Below are 18,027 nucleotides of genomic sequence, written 5' to 3' on the forward strand. Positions count from 1 at the left end.
CACTTTTTTTAAAGTGTCTACCATTTGGGGTGCGGTTCACCCTAGAGGTTTCTCTTTTTTTTTTTTCACTTTAGATGGAAAATTATTGATATAGTGGGAGTATAATTCTTCGAAAAGGAGCAATTCCATGCATAAGGAAACCGTAAGAAAATCTATCCTGTTTTTTGCCGCCTTGATCTTTTTCGCAGTTGCCGCATTCTTCAGTTTATACGAAGGCAGCCAGCTCGATGACGTATCGTGGGAGTGGCAGCACTCCGCAGTATTCACCAATTGGCTGAACGGGGAAGTCACATCGGCAGACCATATCCTGGCGGTTGATTATCTGGTGTACGCGGCAAAATTTGAGCCGTTGTTTCCGGTCATCATGTTCATTTCCGGCTTGACCTTGTTCCTGCAGCTGGCTTTTCGGGTGTTTAAAGCGAGAAAAACTGCATTGTGCGTATTACTGCTGTTTTTCGCGGTTAAGCTGCTGGTATTCAGCGGCATGTTGATGGCTTCTCCGACCGATGGACTTCAGCTGTTTTCCAGGATTTTTCTAGGGAGCGGCATTTTTATAATGGCAGGTTGTCTCTTTTGGCTAATCAAAGAGAGGAAGCTGTCGCATTAAGCTGGTTGTTTGCGGAAAAAGGCGATTTGTTTGCGGAATAAATATTTTGTTTGCGGAATATCCCACTTTGTTTGCGCAATCCTAAACTTTATTTGCGGAATAGGCGGTTTTATTTGCAGCAATCCATTTCGAGGTGAACCGACCGATCCGCAATAGAATGAAAAAGGCGCTTCAGGCTCTCGATATACCCGAAGCGTCTCTATAATACTGCTGTCACAAAATTTTCCCCTGCAGCTCCAATTGTTCTGCTCCATAGCGATTTTGTCTCGCTCCGAAGCTTGATCTGTGATTTCCGGTAGATGTCAAAGCCAGCCAAAAGAAGGAAGCCGACTCCGATGATGGCCACCAGCAAGTAGAATCCGATTTCCATAATAAGTCCTCCAATTTGATAGTACAAGAAGTTCAAAAGCTATCCGTGAAGCGCCTGTTGTGCGCGATGCTCGTCTTCTTTAGCGATGTAAAAATCGTACTGTGCAGCGTTCGCTAGCGCATTGTGCATTTGAGGGGTGCCGATATGGCCTTCAGTGCCGTATACATTGGCATTCATTTTCAACACGGTATCATAGGCGATGCCATGTGAACTGAATCTGCCAGCCGCTTTGTAATACATATCATCGCCGAAAGCGGTATACACCAAATGCTTTCGTTTGAAAAACAGCCACCGGATCAATCCCATACCTTTCAACCCCTCTCTGAAATTAAAGCCTCCGCCTCAGCTCCTCGGCAATTGTCTTCAAATGGGCATTGCGTTCTTTCGCCAGCTTCAGACCAGTTGCCACAGCATAAATCCCAAAGCCAAATACCAATAAATAAAACAGGATCGACAAAATTGGAATCAAGAAGAAAAATTCATTCATTGCACTCATGGACGCACCTCCTCATATTCATAATACGCAAGAAGAGGAAAATCGTTTCAAAAAGTTTACGTGGCCAGCCCTTCTTGGAACTTATTCCCTTATGGAACATATGGTTAGGAAAGAAGATTACGAGTAATAAAGGAGGACTTTCATGGATACCTTTACGTGGCTGTTCATCATCGCCGGAACGATAGTGATTATCGTCATGGCCAATCCGTATTTCAATTGGTGGACAAGGAGCCTAGCGGTCATCTATTACGGAATCTTGACATTCCTATTCATAGCCAACACAAATCGCATCAATGAAAAATACAGCGGCGGCGTCCCGGTTCCGGAAGCTTATTGGGATGACAACTCGCAATGGGCGTGGACCGCATCGAACTTATTTCTGTTGCCCTTTATCGGGATTCTGCTTTACATATACTACCGGTGGTTCACAAACAGCGAAACAATAACAGTGAAAATCCTGATTACAATCAGTCTGCTGCCGGCAGCGGCATTAGTATTTTTCTTTTATTTCACCTTCAATTTCGGCTATGGCTACCGGCCGTAAAACCACTCTAGTTTTTGGTTTTCTGTAAAAACATTCCCTTTTTTTGAAACATTTTGATAAGTCGCTCGTATAATTACTATAAGCCTCCATCGCGTACATAACGAAGAGCTTGATGGCAAGTTCCTGTCCCGCAGGAATCGAGGCAAACATCAAATCAGAAGGAGTGGAAGCAGCATGGAATCCATAGGCATCATTACAGTCATTATTGCGTTGCTGATCATCGCCGCAATCGCGGGTGTGGGTTATTTTTTCTGGATGAAAATCCGTTACCGCACCGCCAAATCCAATGAAGCATTGATCATCACCGGACCGAAACTTGGGGATCCGGAAAAAGATACCAACATCTTCACCGACGACGAAGGCCGTTCGATGAAAATTATACGAGGCGGCGGTTACTTACTGAGACGCTTCCAAACGTCAACGCCTGTCAGTTTGACCTCGTTCCAGCTGAAATTGGCAACACCACGTGTTTATACAAACGCTGGGGTGCCGATTGTGGCAGACGCTGTTGCGATGGTAAAAGTGGCGGATACGCTGAACGGTATCGCCAATTACGCCGAGCAGTTTCTTGGCAAAGAACAGGAAGAAATTGAAACGGAAATCATCGAAGTGCTGGGCAGTAATTTGCGTGCCATCCTGTCGAAGATGACGGTTGAAGACATCAACAGCGACCGCGAAAAATTCAATACGGACGTGCAGGACATCGCCCAGAAGCAGCTTGATTTGATGGGCTTTAAAATCACTTCACTCGGCTTGACCGATTTGCGGGATGCCGATGAAAACAATGGCTACCTGGAGAACCTGGGCCGTCCGCGTATTGCGGAAGTCCGCAAGCTGGCTGAAATCGCGGAAGCGAACACGGAGCGAGAAACACGCATTCACCGTGCGCAGACCGACCAGGAAGCGAAAGAAGAAGAATACTTGCGCCAAATTTCCACAGCTCAATCGAAAAAAGAAAAAGACATCAAAGACGCAGCGTTCAAAGAAGAAACCGAGCGTGCGCGCGCCAAGTCCGAGCAGTCATACGAACTGGAAAAAGCCAAGCTGGCGATGCAAATTCAGGAAGAAGAACTAAGCATGCAATTTGCAGCGCGAGAACGCGCCGTTAAGCTGGAAGAAGAAGAAAGCAAAGTGCGGAAGACAAAAGCCGATGCGACCTATTACGAAACGACGCGTTCTGCAGAAGCGGATGCCCGCCGTGCCGTCATCGACGGAGAAGCAAAAGCGAAGATCAAACGCGATGAAGGTTCTGCAGAAGCGGAAGTTATTCGCGAACGAGGGAAGGCAGAAGCCGAATCCCGCAAACTGTTGGCAGAAGCCATGGAAGAGCACGGCGATGTCATCATTACCGAAAAACTGATCGACATGCTGCCGGTCTTCGCCGAGAAAGTCGCGTTGCCGCTCAGCAATATCGACTCGGTGAAAATCATCGATTCCGGCAACGGCCAGGGCATTCCGTCCTTCGGCAAAAGCGTCACCAAAACGATGGTCGACATGCAGGAGCCGCTTAAGGAAATGACCGGCATTGACGTCGGCGAATTGCTGAAGTCCTATGTGAATCGCAACAAACCCTCTGCTCCGCAGCAGGCTCCGGCTGCAACATTGCCGATTGTGCAAAAAGAACAATCACCACTTGAAGAAGATGCCAACGACACGCATGAAGACCGCTAAAGCGGAATAAAACCCATCACCTTTTCGAAAAAGGTGGCGGGTTTTTCTCTTGCCTGGCTGCTGTTCAAATCCGATTAATCGACATGATTCCATAAAAAGATGCTATTATATCTGTAGATTGGCACAAAAGAGATTTTAGAAAATGGCCAAATTGACGAAATGGGACAACTGATTTTATTCAAAAGATAGAGAGCTGCGCCAAGAGAAAAATCTTGTGAGTTGTCATCTAAGGGGGAAATTTCATGGGAGAAGCGTGCAAAGTTCTGATTGTAGATGATGAAATGTTGATCAGGCAAGGAATCATAAATTATATTGACTGGGAACAAGAGGGATTTCAAATTGTCGGGGAGGCTTCAAACGGCAAAGAAGCGCTGCAATTGATCGCGGAGTTTTCACCGCATATTGTCGTCACCGACATCGTCATGCCGATCATGGACGGCATCGATCTGGTCAGGGAAGGGAAGAAAGCATTTCCGGATACGGAATTCATTGTCTTGAGCAGTTTTGAAAACTTCGATTATGTGCGCTCGACGTTTCAGAACGGGGTCGCCGATTATATATTAAAGCCCAAGTTGAACGGGCCGGAATTGTTGAAAATCTTGAACCGGGTCGTTAGCCGGATTCCTGATTTGCAGCATTGCGCGTCGGCAGTCAAGCCGGAACGTTCTACTGAAGAGCTATTGGAAAACATGATTTCGGGCTACGATCTTTCGTTGGATCAGACAGTTTCAGCCGATGCGCTGCCCAACAGCCGCTTTGCTTTGGTGGGCGTCCACGGAAAAAATCTGGATCCCATCCAGCTGAAAATGGCAGTAGAACAATCTGTTCCCAGAGAATTTCGGATTTTTTCATTAGCTTCCAGCGAGTCCGAAACCATGCTTTTGCTGAACTTCAATCCGGATCAGCTGGACAGCATCAAACGGACGATCGAAAACCAGGCAGCCGAATCTCCTGATGCAACTTGGATGTTGTTCGAGCCGTTCGATGCCATCGGCGACATCAAAAGAGTGCACGATGAAGGCATTTTGAAAATGAAAAAGTATATATTTTATTTGCCGGACACGCGTGTATTTAGCTACGACAAGCTGCCGGAAGAAAATGAAAAGCAAGACAACTTCGATTTAAATCATTTTATCGAGCTGTTCAAAGACCGCTTATTCAATGCGGCCTTTACGTATTTGGAAGACCACGTCGATTATTTAGCGGGGCGCTACAACAACGACAGCTTTGAATTCAAGTCGTTTTTAGGCAATATCGTCTTTAACGTCATCGTGCTATTGGATGCCATGAAATACGATACACAAGAACTTGAACAAAAAAAATACGGTTATTTCTCTGACATCAACGAAGCCGCCCATGCAAACCGAGCACTCGAACAGTTCAACGGATTCCTGGAGAGTGTGCGGGCCATCATGCTTTTTGGCGACAAAGCAAACGAGTCCAATAACCTCGATAAGATTCTGGGGTATATCGAGCAGCATTACACAGAGCCGCTTCGGCTGTCTGAAATCGCCAATCATTTTCACTTTAACGCTTCCTACCTGTCTTCTTATTTCAGCACGCACCATAAAGAAGGGTTCAGCGAATACTTGAATCGGGTGCGGATCAAAAAATCGATGGAGCTGCTGGAAAACAGTACAGTATCCATTTCGAACATCAGTGGAATGGTGGGCTATTCAGAGCATAGCTATTTTTGCAAAGTGTTTAAGCGCATAACCGGGATGTCTCCAGGCAGTTACCGAAAGGAGCTCCAAGCCCGCCATGAAAATGAAGAAAAAGGCCTTTCTAGTCTTAAGAAATAACAGCCTGTTTGTTAAAATGTTCCTGATTATGGTGCTCAGCATCGTCGCTGTGTCCCTACTGATCACGTTCAGCTCGATCCGGATGTCTTCCAATTTGTTTATGGAAACTTTCAGCATTTCAAACACAAAAGCCCTGGAACAGATTGAAATCCAGTTTGAAGACTATAGCTTTGCCGTCGTCAGTGCGATGAATCAAGTCCAAAACAACGGCACCATCAAAAGGGTGTTGACCCAAACAGATGCCACCACCATTGAAACGTTCAGATCCTATCATGACATCAGCGAGCAGATTGAACGCATCTACCCGACAGTCGAGTCGTACAATGCCAATATGATTGTGCTCGGCAACAACGAGCGGCTGTACAATGTAAATTATTCGAATTGGCCGGTCTCGTGGGAAGTGCTGAGAAACCATCCGATCACTGAGTATACGATCAATCGGCCGAACACGCTGCTTTATCAATATATGCCGTCCACTTCGTTTACGGACGAGCCGATGATCGTTGCGACAAAAGCGCTCATGGAAAGGTCGACCGGCGAAATCTACGGCGTCCTGTATTTCCCGATCCGGGAAGCGCAGCTGAAACAGTTCTACGAAGGCTACACGAGCATGGAAACCGAAGTGCTGCTGGTCGATGAAACCGGAAGGATCGTTTCCAGCAATAAAGAAGAAATGATCGGTGACGAAGCAATCGACGTCATGGCCTTGGCAAAACAAGTAGATGACGAAGAACTGGAATTCAAAGATGTCCATGTGTTCGGCAAGGACTATATGCTAATGTCCCAATACCTTCCGACTTACAATATGTACCTGGTGAACTTGGTGGATAAAAACGCGGTCCTGGACAATTTGGTCAACACGAAAGAAATTCTGCTGATCAGCCTCGGCATCGTGCTGCTTGCTGTCATCGTCGTGTTTATCATATCCCGCCGGATGACCAATTCGATCACCCGTTTGGTCAAGCAAATTTCGGCAATGGCCAAACACGATTTCAATATGCCGGTCGCCGAAACCGGGGGCTACGAAGCGAAGAAAATCGCCAATGCCTTCAACTCCATGCTCAGCGAATTGCAGGAATACGTTGATCTCGTCGTTCAAGCGCAGCAAAAGCAGCGCAGCGCGGAACTGATGGCGCTGCAGCATCAAATCAACCCGCATTTTATTTACAACACCTTGGCATCGATCAAGTTCATGATCCAGCAAGGCAAAAAAGAAAAAGCGACCGATATGATTCATGCGCTCATTTCGCTGCTGCAAAACGCACTCAGCAATGTCGATCAAACCATCACCGTGGAACAGGAAATAAAGGATTTGAAAAACTACGTCCTGATCAACCAATCGCGGTATGGCGAAGGAATCAAAGTGAATTTCTTCATTTCGCCGGATTGCCTCGATTGCCAGTTGCCGAAGCTGATTCTTCAACCATTTATCGAAAACGCCTTTTTCCATGCGTTTAACGAGAAAAAAGAAGGATTTGTGCAAATTCTGGTGTCCCAAAAAGGGGACAATCTGTTGTGCGAAATCGCCGATAATGGCGATGGCATGGAGATGAAGGGCGATTATACGAAAGAAGATATTAAAGAGAAACGCCATCTGTTTAGCGGAATTGGCATCCGCAATGTCCATGAACGCATCCAAATGCTTTATGGGGAAGAATACGGCGTAGAAATCACCAGCAAAAAAGGCGAAGGCACAAAAGTGAGAGTGGAATTGCCTCTTCAGAAAACGGATACGCTTGTAAAACCCAACAAAATTACAAGTATCCAAGAATAGTCCAATAGAATACAGAAGAATTTGAAATATCTAAAAATTTTCGAATAAAACACCTAAAGATTGTGCTAACAATCTTTTTTTTTTGGTCGCTATACTGTATGTAAGGCGAAAAGTTAAGCGCTTACAAAAAGGGGGATTTTTGATGAAGAAGTTTTATCTTATGCTATTACTGGTAGTCGGTATGGTTGTATTGGCAGCATGTTCTTCGGGGGATGAAGAAACAAGTGAAGGCAGCGGTTCGGAAGGTTCATCAAGTGTAGATACAATTACAGCTTGGGCTTGGGATCCGGCATTCAACATTGCAGCTCTTGAAAATGCAAAAGAAGCTTACAACGGAGACGGCGAGTATGAAGTCGAAGTCATTGAAAATGCACAGGACGATATTATTCAAAAACTAAACACAGGTCTTAGCTCGGGTACAACGAACGGAATGCCAAACATTGTCCTGATTGAAGATTACCGTGCACAAAGCTTCCTGCAAGCTTATCCGGATGCATTCCATCCATTGACGGACGTTATCAATTCAGATGACTTTGCAGAATATAAAATTGCGACAACAAGCTTCGAAGGAGAGCAATACGGATTGCCATTCGATTCTGGCGTAGCTGCATTGTATGTCCGTACAGACTATCTTGAAGAAGCGGGATACACAGTGGAAGACGTAACAAATATCACGTGGGATGAATACATTGAAATTGGTAAAGATGTAAAAGAAGCAACAGGCAAAAACATGCTGACGTTGGATCCGAACGATTTGGCTCAAGTTCGCATGATGATTCAGACAAACGGTTCATGGTATGTGGATGAAGACGGTTCAACACCGAACCTGGCCGGCAACGAATCACTTGAAAAAGCATTTGAAACATACAAAAAAATGATGGATGCGGACATCGCGAAAATCGTTTCTGACTGGAGCCAGTTTGTTGGCGCATTCAACAGCGGCGATGTTGCCAGTGTTCCAACAGGAAACTGGATTACGCCAAGCGTTAAGCAGGCAGCAGACCAATCAGGCAACTGGGCAGTAGTGCCAATGCCGCGTTTGGATATGGAAGGCGCAGTAAACTCTTCTAACTTGGGCGGCAGCTCGTGGTACGTATTGAACGTGGACGGCAAAGAACAAGCAGCAGATTTCATGCTGAACACATTCGGTTCAAATCCTGATTTGTACCAGACACTTGTAGAAGACATCGGTGCTCTTGGAACATATTCACCAGCAGCTGAAGGAGATGCCTATGCAGTTGAAGATGAATTCTTTGGCGGACAACAGCTTCTCACAGATCTTTCTACATGGACAGACGAAATTCCAGCCGTCAACTATGGCCTTCACACATACGCAATTGAAGACATTTTGGTCACTGGAATGCAAGATTATTTGAACGGCGCAGAGCTTACGACAGTACTTGAAGGTGTCCAAGGACAAGCTGAAGCACAACTCAAATAATGGATTGGAAATAAATGAAGCCTTGAGTTGCCGCCGAATAACTGGTAGAAGTGCTTTAACGCTCACCAGTGCGGCTCAGCTCAAGGTTTTTTTATAGGAGGAATGAGAAACATGAGTCAGCAATCAACCAAAAAAGGCGAAATGGATCTTCCAGTGCGCTTGCGCTATAAAGAAACCAAACGCGAAAAAACAGGTGTGTATTTCAAGAAAAAAGTTGGTTGGCTGTTTATCATTATCTCAGTCATCGCAATTACAATCTTTAACTTTTACCCGATGGTCCAGGCTTTCCTGTTATCGTTCCAGACTGGAATGGGCGGGAACCTGGAATTTACGGGCTTATCCAACTGGCAGCGATTGTTCGGCGATCCGACGTTTATCGCAGCGCTAACCAATACATCAATTTACCTGCTCATTCAAGTGCCATTGATGATTGTATTGGCGTTATTCTTTTCTGTCCTGTTAAATGATCCGAAATTGAAATTCAGAGGATTTTTCAGAATCGCGATTTTCTTGCCATGTGTTACATCACTGGTAGCTTACTCGGTCATCTTTAAATACTTGTTCGGAATCGATGGCATCATCAACATATTTTTGCTCAACTTTGGTTTTATTTCCGAATCGATCAACTTTTTAGCCGATCCTGTATGGGCGAAAGTGGTCATCATCCTTGCGATTACGTGGAGATGGACAGGCTATAACATGATTTTCTATTTGGCGGCTTTGCAAAACGTCGACAAGTCGATTTACGAAGCGGCACGAATTGATGGAGCCAACTCGATTCAGCAGTTTTTCCAGATTACCGTGCCGATGCTGAAGCCGATTATTTTGTTCACATCGATTACGTCAACAATCGGTACATTGCAGATTTTTGATGAAATCGTCAACATCACCAACGGCGGACCCGGAAATGCGACAATCTCGATTTCGCAATACATTTACAATCTTTCATTCGAATACACGCCTGACTTTGGCTACGCGTCAACGGTATCCTACGTCATCGTAATTTTAGTGGTAATTCTTTCAATTATTCAATTCAGAGTGGCGGGTGAGAAAAAATGAAAAACGTAAAACGAATCTTTATTTATGTATTCTTAAGTCTCGCAGCCATCGTATCCATTTTTCCTTTCTTGTGGATGCTCGTCAGCATCACCAACAAATCGGTGGATGTGACCCAGGGGCGCTTATTGCCTGGAACCCACTTGATCGAAAACATGAAAACTTTGTTTTCGACGATCGATATCGTCCCAGCTTTGATCAACTCGACCATTATTGCGGTCATCACCACCGTGTTAACGCTCTTGCTGGCTTCGCTTGCCGGCTATGGCTTTGAAATCCACCGCAGCAGAGGAAAAGACATCATCTTTAATATTTTGCTGTTGTCGATGATGATTCCGTTTGCGGCGATCATGGTTCCGTTGTACCGCATGTTCGGCAGCATCAGCGACACGGCACCGTTAATCGGAATTGACTCGCTCGGAGCTGTTATTTTGCCGACAGCGACAACGGCTTTCTTTATCTTTTTCTTCCGCCAGAACACGAAAATGTTCCCGAAAGATTTGGTGGAAGCAGGACGAATTGACGGCTTGAGTGAACTTGGCGTTTTCTTCCGCATTTACATGCCAACGATGAAAACGACTTATGCAGCAGCGGCGATCATTTCGTTCATGAACAGTTGGAACAACTACTTGTGGCCATTGGTCATCCTGCAGTCACCGGAAAAAAGAACGATTCCGTTGCTGATTTCAAATTTGGGATCAAGCTACTCACCGGACTATGGCGTGATCATGTCAGCCATCGTCATCGCCACCTTGCCGACTGCACTTGTGTTCTTCCTCATGCAGAAACACTTTGTTGCGGGCATGATGGGGTCGGTTAAGGGGTAAATGGTAGTCAGTTTTTAGGGAGGCCTCCAGTTGATAGCTGAGGATTGCTATTATACTGCGCTTCGGCCGCTTTGGGCATGGCTCCCGCAAGAAGCCAGGAAAACCACCTGTCTTCTTGCTTCGCCTAGCCCGTGGACGCGCCGGCGCTAAGATATTCCTTATCTAAATGTGAGTTAATGTTTGTTCACTAACTAATTAGAAGATATGAAGCAATTCAGCGGAGACTCCCGCGGAGCAGCGCAGCGACATACAAGAAATCCACTTGGGCGTCTAGCCCAAGTTAGTTCGGCGCAAGCCCGCAGGAAAGCGCAGCTGATTTGCGGAATATCCGCAATGCCAGATTATTAGTTCAACTTATATAGGAGGTAAATTGTGCCGATTTTATATAACGAATCCAAACGTGAGTTTCATCTGCAAAGTAAAAAAGTAAGTTATATTCTCAGCGTTTTGGAAAATGGGCAGCTCGGCCATCTTTATTACGGCAAGAAGCTGCGCCATCGGGAGTCGTTCGAGCGTTTGTTCCATGTGGAAGAGGCGCCGAACACGGCTTGCGTCAATGAAGGGGATCTTGTTTTTTCGCTGGATTTGATCAAGCAGGAGTATCCAGCATACGGAGCAACGGATTTCCGGGAACCTGCATATCAAGTGCTGCAAGAAGGCGGCAGCCGCATCACGAATTTTGTTTACCAAAGCCATGATATCTACCAAGGGAAAAAAGGGCTGGAAGGCTTGCCTGCGACGTATGTGGAAAATGAGGATGAGGCAACGACGCTGGAAGTTTATTTGTACGATAAGGAAATCGATATGGAAGTCCGGCTTTCTTATACGGTGTTTGAAGGATTGAATGCAATCGCCCGATCTTCTCAATTTATCAATCGTGGGCAGACGGATGTCAATTTGACGAGAGCGATGAGTGCCAGCTTCGATTTGCCGGATTCGGATTTTGAAATGGTGCAGCTGTCGGGTTCATGGGCAAGAGAGCGGCATATTAAAAACCGCAAACTGGTGCCAGGCACTCAAAGTATTTCCAGCACAAGGGGAACGAGCAGTGCGCAGCACAATCCGTTTCTGGCACTGAAACGTCCTTCAACAACGGAGCACCAAGGTGAAGTGTACGGCGTGAGTTTGGTTTACAGCGGCAATTTCCTGGCGCAAGTAGAAGTGGATCATTACGATGTGACCCGCTTGATGATCGGCATCAACCCGTTTGATTTTAATTGGCTGCTGGAAAGCGGCGAAAGTTTCCAGACGCCGGAAGTGGTCATGGTGTATTCGGCAGAAGGCTTGAATGAAATGAGCCAGACGTTCCACAAGCTGTACCGGACGCGGCTTGCGCGCGGACAATGGCGCGACCGTGAACGGCCGGTATTGATCAATAACTGGGAAGCGACCTATTTCGATTTTGATGAAACGAAAATCTTTGAGCTTGCGAAGTCGTCCAAGGAATTGGGCGTGGAACTTTTCGTCCTGGACGATGGCTGGTTCGGCAAGCGCGATGCCGATACGTCATCTTTAGGCGATTGGTTTGAAGACAAGCGCAAATTGCCAAACGGCCTTGCTCAATTGGCCAAAGACATAACGGGCTTGGGCATGGAATTCGGCTTGTGGTTTGAACCGGAAATGGTGTCGAAAGCAAGCGAACTGTATAAAACACATCCGGACTGGGTGATCCACGTCCCCAATCGCAAAATGTCGCATGGCCGAAACCAGTTTGTTCTGGATTTCTCCAGACAGGAAGTGGTGGATTTTATTCACGGCTTAATGGCAAAAGTGCTGCGGGACGCACCGATTTCGTATGTGAAATGGGACATGAACCGCTATATGACGGAAATTGGCTCCCTGGAACTGCCGGCTAACCGCCAGCGCGAAGTGGTCCACCGTTATATATTAGGCGTTTATTCGCTGTATGAACGGCTGACAACGGAATTTCCGCATGTATTGTTCGAGTCCTGTGCAGGAGGCGGCAGCCGGTTCGATCCGGGCTTGCTGCATTACGCGCCGCAAGGGTGGACGAGTGATGATACCGATGCAGTTGAACGTTTGAAAATCCAATACGGCACATCGCTGGTTTACCCGATCAGCTCGATGGGCGCACACGTATCTGCGGTGCCGAACCATCAAGTCGGGCGAATCACTAGCCTCGAGACACGGGCGAACGTTGCTTACTTTGGCGCATTTGGCTACGAGCTCGATGTGACGAAGATGTCAGACGAGGAAAAAGAAACTGTCAAACAACAGATCGCTTTATACAAAGAAAATCGTTCGCTCATCCAGCAAGGGCAATTTTACCGAATCAACAGCCCGTTTGCGGAAGACGGCAACATCACCAGCTGGACCGTCGTATCAGACGACCAAAACGAGGCGATACTCGGCTATTACCAAGTGCTGGCCCAGCCAAATCCAGGGCTCACGCGAGTGTTCTTTAAAGGGCTGAACCCGGAATTCGAGTACGCAATCGACGGAATAGATGCCACGTTTTACGGCGACGAATTGATGGGCGCAGGCCTTCAGCTAAATCGCTACCGCACGAATGAACATCCGGCTGACTTTTCTTCTGTTGTTTATAAATTAACGAGAGTGTAAGTGGTGTTGAGTTCTAGTATCGCACCGGGCGCTTTGGGCACAGCTCCCGCAAGAAGCCAGGAAAACCATCTGTCTTCTTGCTCCGCTTAGCCCGTGGACGCGCCGGTGCTGGATATCTGCTATTAAAAAACCAATTTTATTTATGTTGAGTCTACTTAAGGCATGAATCAAAAAAGCGCAGCAGTTTTGCATTGGTGTTGAGTTCTAAGATCGCGCCGGGCGCTCTGGGCATAGCTCCCGCAAGAAGCCAGGAAAAGCACCTGTCTTCTTGCTCTGCTTAGCCCGTAGACGCGCCGGTGTTGGATGGTTGCTATAAAAAGCTGATTTTACTTGTTATAGAAGCTATCTGGAATATGGAGCAAAACAACGGAGACTCCCGTGGGACAGCGAGACAGCCGAGACCCCGCAGTCGCTAGGCGACGAGGAGGCTTGGCGCGAGCCCACAGGAAAGCGGAGTTGTTTTGCGGAATATCAACAAATCAAAAATTATTATCCGAATTTACATAGGAGGCGTCGACGTGCTGACTGCTAAAAACGAATCGTTTTATTTTGAAGGCGAGCCTTTCCAGATCTTGTCGGGCGGGATGCACTATTTCCGTACGGTGCCGGAACATTGGGAAGACCGTTTGCTGAAGTTGAAAGCTCTGGGGCTGAATACGGTCGAGACCTACATTCCGTGGAATTTCCATGAGCCGAAAAAAGGCCAGTTCAACTTTTCCGGAATGGCGGATATCGAACGCTTTATCGAGCTTGCGCATATTATCGGACTGTATGTAATCCTGCGCCCAGCGCCATACATTTGTGCGGAATGGGAAATGGGCGGCTTGCCGTCCTGGCTGTTGAAAGACAAAAGCATGGTCATGCGAAGCAGCCATCCGTCGTTCCTCAAGCATGTGGAAGATTATTTTGCCGAATTGCTGCCAAAGTTCAAAAAACATCTGTACCAAAACGGCGGTCCGGTCATTGCGATGCAAATCGAAAATGAATACGGGGCGTACGGCAATGATTTAGCGTACTTAGATTTCTATAAAGAGCAATACCAAAAACACGAACTCGATACATTCCTGTTCACATCAGACGGCCCTGACTTTATCAAGCAAGGCTCGCTGCCGGACGTCACCACAACGCTGAACTTTGGTTCGCGGGTGGGCGAATCGTTTGATGCGCTCGATGCCTTTAAACCCGGTTCGCCGAAAATGGTGGCCGAGTTCTGGATCGGCTGGTTTGATTACTGGTCAGGTGAACATACGGTGCGGAGCGGGGACGACGTTGCTGCGGTCTTTAAAGAAATTATGGAGAAGAACATATCCGTCAATTTCTATATGTTCCACGGCGGCACAAACTTCGGTTTCATGAACGGTGCCAACCATTACGACATCTATTATCCGACGATCACCAGCTACGATTACGACAGCTTGCTGACGGAGGGCGGGGCGATTACCGAGAAATACAAGGCAGTCAAGAAAGTTTTGGGCGAATACAGGGAAGTGCCGGCGGATTTCGAGGAAGTACCATCGACGAAAGCATATGGTGAAGTCACTCTCACCGAATCGGTCAGTTTGTTTGATGTCCTCGAAGACATCAGCGGCAAAGTCGAGCAGATTGTGCCGCTCGCCATGGAAGACATCGACCAGGCATACGGCTATACGCTTTACCGCACAACGATCAATCGCCAAGGCGAACTGAAGTTCAATTCAGGCAATATCCGCGACCGTGGCTCGATCTACGTCAACGGCCAGTTTATCACCACTGTGTATATCAACGATACGGAAAAAATGGTGACCTTGAATTTCCCGAACGCCGTAAACACGCTGGAAATCCTGGTTGAAAACATGGGACGCGCCAATTATGGCGAGCATTTGACCGATCCGAAAGGCCTGATCAAAAACCTGTGGCTTGGCGAACAGTATTTCTTCCACTGGGAGATGTTCAAAGTGGAGCTGGACCGCTTGCCGGAAGCCTATGAGTTGAGCCAGGAGCAGCGATTCCCGAAATTTTTCCGCGGCACGTTCGATGCAGCAGAAGGTTTGGATACGTACGTCGAGACGCATGGTTTTACGAAAGGCAACGTCTTTATCAACGGCTTTAACCTGGGGCGCTACTGGAACTCAGCCGGTCCGCAGCAGCGGCTTTACTTGCCAGGTCCGTTATTAATAAAAGAAAACAATAGAATCGTCGTGTTGGAACTGGAAAACACAACTACCGATCAAATCCAATTGCTGGATCAGCCAAAGTTGGGCTGATCAAAATAGAAGGGATGGAATATGATGATTAACGACAAATTACCGAAGATTTGGCACGGCGGGGACTATAACCCGGAACAATGGGATTCGAAAGAAATCTGGGACGAAGACGTTCGGATGTTCAAACTGGCAGGCATCGACGTGGCCACATTAAACGTCTTTTCATGGGCACTCAATCAGCCGAATGAAGATACCTATAACTTTGACTGGCTCGATGAAAAAATCAACCGCTTGTACGAAAATGGCATCTACACGTGCCTGGCAACAAGTACGGCAGCGCATCCGGCATGGATGGCGAAAAAATATCCGGACGTGTTGCGTGTGGATTTTTACGGCCGCAAACGCAAGTTCGGCAGCCGCCACAACTCGTGCCCGAACAGCCCGACTTACCGCAAGTATTCAGAGAAGATTGCTGAGACATTGGCGGAGCGCTACAAAGACCATCCGGCCGTCTTGATTTGGCACGTGTCCAATGAATATGGCGGCTACTGCTATTGCGACAACTGCCAGGATGCTTTCCGCGGCTGGCTGAACGACAAATACGGTACGCTTGAAAAGCTCAACAAAGCGTGGAACACGGGCTTCTGGGGGCATACGTTCTACGAATGGGACGAAATCGTGGCACCGAACATGCTGAGCGAAGAACGCGAAGACAATGTATCCGATTTCCAGGGAATTTCCCTTGATTACCGCCGCTTCCAGTCGGATAGCCTTTTGGACTGCTACAAGCTGGAATACAACGCGATCCGCAAGCACGTGCCAACCAATATCCCAATCACCACCAACTTGATGGGTACATATCCGATGCTGGATTACTTCAAATGGGCAAAAGAAATGGACGTTGTGTCATGGGACAACTACCCGGCAATTGATACGCCGTTCAGCTACACGGCCATGACGCATGATTTGATGCGCGGGTTGAAAGGCGGGCAGCCGTTCATGCTGATGGAGCAGACGCCGAGCCAGCAAAATTGGCAGCCGTATAACTCCTTGAAGCGTCCGGGCGTCATGCGTTTGTGGAGCTACCAGGCAATCGGCCGCGGGGCAGATACGATTCTGTACTTCCAGCTGCGCCGTTCAGTCGGTGCCTGCGAGAAATACCACGGAGCGGTCATTGAACACGTTGGCCATGAACACACACGCGTATTCAATGAAGTCGCTCAATTAGGGAAAGAATTAAACAGTCTATCGGATACTTTGCTCGATGCACGGGTCAACGCCAAAGTGGCGATCGTCTTTGACTGGGAAAACCGTTGGGCAACCGAACTGTCAAGCGGACCTTCCGTGTCGCTCGACTATGTCAATGAAGTCCATAAATATTATGATGCGCTCTATAAATTGAATGTCCAAGTCGACATGATCGGCGTCGAAGAAGACTTGAGCAAATACGATGTTGTCATAGCTCCAGTTCTGTACATGGTCAAAGAAGGCTACGCAGCGAAAGTCGAGAAGTTCGTCGAAAACGGCGGCACCTTCCTGACGACGTTCTTCAGCGGCATCGTCAATGAAACCGATATCGTCACACTCGGCGGCTATCCAGGCGAACTGCGCAATGTCCTTGGCATTTGGGCAGAAGAAATTGATGCGCTGCACCCGGATGAAACAAATCAGATCGTCGTGAAAGGGTCACGTGGAAGTTTGAGCGGCAAATATTCATGCAACTTGTTGTTTGACTTGATTCACACAGAAGGCGCAGAAGCCGTTGCAGAATACGGCTCGGACTTCTATAAAGGCATGCCGGTCCTGACCGTCAACAAATTCGGAAAAGGAAAAGCGTGGTACGTGGCTTCAAGCCCGGACGCGGACTTCCTCGTCGACTTCCTGGAAACTGTCTGCGAAGAAGCGGGCGTCGAGCCATTGCTTGACGTACCGGCAGGCGTGGAAACAACCGAGCGCGTAAAAGACGGCCAAACGTTCTTGTTCGTGTTGAACCACAACAACGAAGAAGTCACGATCGAGCTGCAGGACAGCGAATATAAAGAAGTGCTGACGGATGCACACGTGAGCGGAAATCTGGTGTTGAAAGAAAAAGGCGTTTTAATTTTGGCAAAAGTGTAAGAAACTGAATTTTTAAGGAGCCCATGTTCTTTTTAGAACTGGGCTTTTTTCTATCGCGAAATAAGAATTAATAATTAACATCATTATGTTATTTTTGTATGAATTTTATTCATCTTATTGTACTTAACGCAGAAATTATAATTTTCGTTACTTTTGATATGGACTAAAAGATTTATATATTGTAATATAAAGGAAAAATAGTGAACCTTAGAGGTTGGGAAGTGAGAAGGACGACGTTCAATTCAAGTAGTCAAAGCAAACAGGGTCTTACCAGTGAATAATTATTAATTACCCAACAGGAAATGGAAACAAAATCGCAGAAGCCATTAGTTGCTTACTTATGATGGTTCTTCCTTGGAACGCTTGGCGCCCATCGCTTTTATCTTGGCAATACCGGGATGGCAATATGCATGATCCTTTTTGGATGGTTAACACTATTCATCTGGCCGCCTATAGATGTATTTTTCATTGGAGGGCGCATCAGAGCGGTTAACGAACGGATTGAAACAAATGCTATCAATCAAGTGAAATCTTTCAACTAAACGATCTTTAAGT

14 protein-coding genes and 1 pseudogene are annotated in these 18,027 nt (G+C 46.9%); 12 read left to right on the top strand and 3 right to left on the bottom strand.

Going from position 1 to position 18,027, the window contains the following annotated elements; translation table 11 throughout:
- Positions 1–127 precede the first annotated feature (127 nt).
- Positions 128–607, top strand: a complete 480-nt coding sequence (locus GJB59_RS13025) for a DUF4306 domain-containing protein (protein WP_142830796.1) — start codon at positions 128–130, stop codon at positions 605–607.
- Positions 608–806: 199 nt separating this feature from the next.
- Here the strand turns inward: GJB59_RS13025 and GJB59_RS13030 are convergent, their stop codons facing one another.
- The 3 genes from GJB59_RS13030 to GJB59_RS13040 are packed head-to-tail and all read right to left on the bottom strand — an operon-like array spanning position 807 to position 1,473.
- Entirely contained in the window at positions 807–977 is a 171-nt protein-coding gene (locus GJB59_RS13030; RefSeq protein ID WP_185960131.1) for a hypothetical protein, read from the bottom strand.
- Positions 978–1,016: 39 nt separating this feature from the next.
- Positions 1,017–1,283: a hypothetical protein gene (locus tag GJB59_RS13035; RefSeq protein WP_142830798.1), complete on the bottom strand. Its 267-nt coding sequence runs from the start codon at positions 1,281–1,283 to the stop codon at positions 1,017–1,019.
- A 22-nt stretch (positions 1,284–1,305) separates the two neighbouring features.
- Positions 1,306–1,473: a hypothetical protein gene (locus GJB59_RS13040; RefSeq protein WP_185960132.1), complete on the bottom strand. Its 168-nt coding sequence runs from the start codon at positions 1,471–1,473 to the stop codon at positions 1,306–1,308.
- A gap of 142 nt (positions 1,474–1,615) precedes the next feature.
- Here GJB59_RS13040 and GJB59_RS13045 point away from each other — a divergent pair, with 142 nt between their 5' ends.
- From GJB59_RS13045 to GJB59_RS19125, 11 genes and pseudogenes are all read left to right on the top strand, one after another.
- Entirely contained in the window at positions 1,616–2,017 is a 402-nt protein-coding gene (locus GJB59_RS13045; RefSeq protein ID WP_142830800.1) for a hypothetical protein, read from the top strand.
- A 174-nt stretch (positions 2,018–2,191) separates the two neighbouring features.
- Positions 2,192–3,688 (top strand): flotillin family protein, encoded by a 1,497-nt coding sequence (locus GJB59_RS13050; protein ID WP_142830802.1) that lies wholly within the window; start codon positions 2,192–2,194, stop codon positions 3,686–3,688.
- Positions 3,689–3,930: 242 nt separating this feature from the next.
- Positions 3,931–5,490 carry a response regulator transcription factor gene (locus tag GJB59_RS13055; protein ID WP_142830804.1) on the top strand — a complete coding sequence of 520 codons (1,560 nt, stop codon included), beginning with the start codon at positions 3,931–3,933 and terminating at the stop codon, positions 5,488–5,490.
- The gene (locus tag GJB59_RS13060) at positions 5,450–7,264 is read left to right on the top strand and encodes a sensor histidine kinase (protein WP_142830806.1); all 1,815 of its coding nucleotides are present in this window, start codon (positions 5,450–5,452) and stop codon (positions 7,262–7,264) included. Before GJB59_RS13055 ends, GJB59_RS13060 begins: the two co-directional genes overlap by 41 nt.
- A gap of 142 nt (positions 7,265–7,406) precedes the next feature.
- Positions 7,407–8,705 (top strand): ABC transporter substrate-binding protein, encoded by a 1,299-nt coding sequence (locus tag GJB59_RS13065; RefSeq protein WP_142830807.1) that lies wholly within the window; start codon positions 7,407–7,409, stop codon positions 8,703–8,705.
- A gap of 111 nt (positions 8,706–8,816) precedes the next feature.
- A complete protein-coding gene (locus tag GJB59_RS13070; protein ID WP_236015676.1) occupies positions 8,817–9,764 on the top strand; it encodes a carbohydrate ABC transporter permease in 948 nt (315 codons plus the stop codon).
- On the top strand, positions 9,761–10,588 hold the full coding sequence (locus tag GJB59_RS13075; protein ID WP_142830808.1) for a carbohydrate ABC transporter permease: 828 nt from the start codon (positions 9,761–9,763) through the stop codon (positions 10,586–10,588). The genes GJB59_RS13070 and GJB59_RS13075 overlap by 4 nt, the downstream gene beginning before the upstream one ends.
- Positions 10,589–10,960: 372 nt before the next feature.
- A complete protein-coding gene (locus GJB59_RS13080) occupies positions 10,961–13,171 on the top strand; it encodes an alpha-galactosidase (protein WP_142830809.1) in 2,211 nt (736 codons plus the stop codon).
- Between the two features lie 518 nt (positions 13,172–13,689).
- Positions 13,690–15,414 (top strand): glycoside hydrolase family 35 protein, encoded by a 1,725-nt coding sequence (locus GJB59_RS13085; protein WP_244946851.1) that lies wholly within the window; start codon positions 13,690–13,692, stop codon positions 15,412–15,414.
- Positions 15,415–15,438: 24 nt separating this feature from the next.
- On the top strand, positions 15,439–17,472 hold the full coding sequence (locus GJB59_RS13090) for a beta-galactosidase (protein WP_142830810.1): 2,034 nt from the start codon (positions 15,439–15,441) through the stop codon (positions 17,470–17,472).
- Between the two features lie 356 nt (positions 17,473–17,828).
- Positions 17,829–18,014 (top strand): annotated as a pseudogene (locus tag GJB59_RS19125) (NINE protein); the annotation flags it as partial.
- Between the last annotated feature and the right edge of the window lie 13 nt (positions 18,015–18,027).

Source organism: Planococcus soli, from assembly GCF_016881065.1.
Taxonomy (GTDB): domain Bacteria; phylum Bacillota; class Bacilli; order Bacillales_A; family Planococcaceae; genus Planococcus; species Planococcus soli.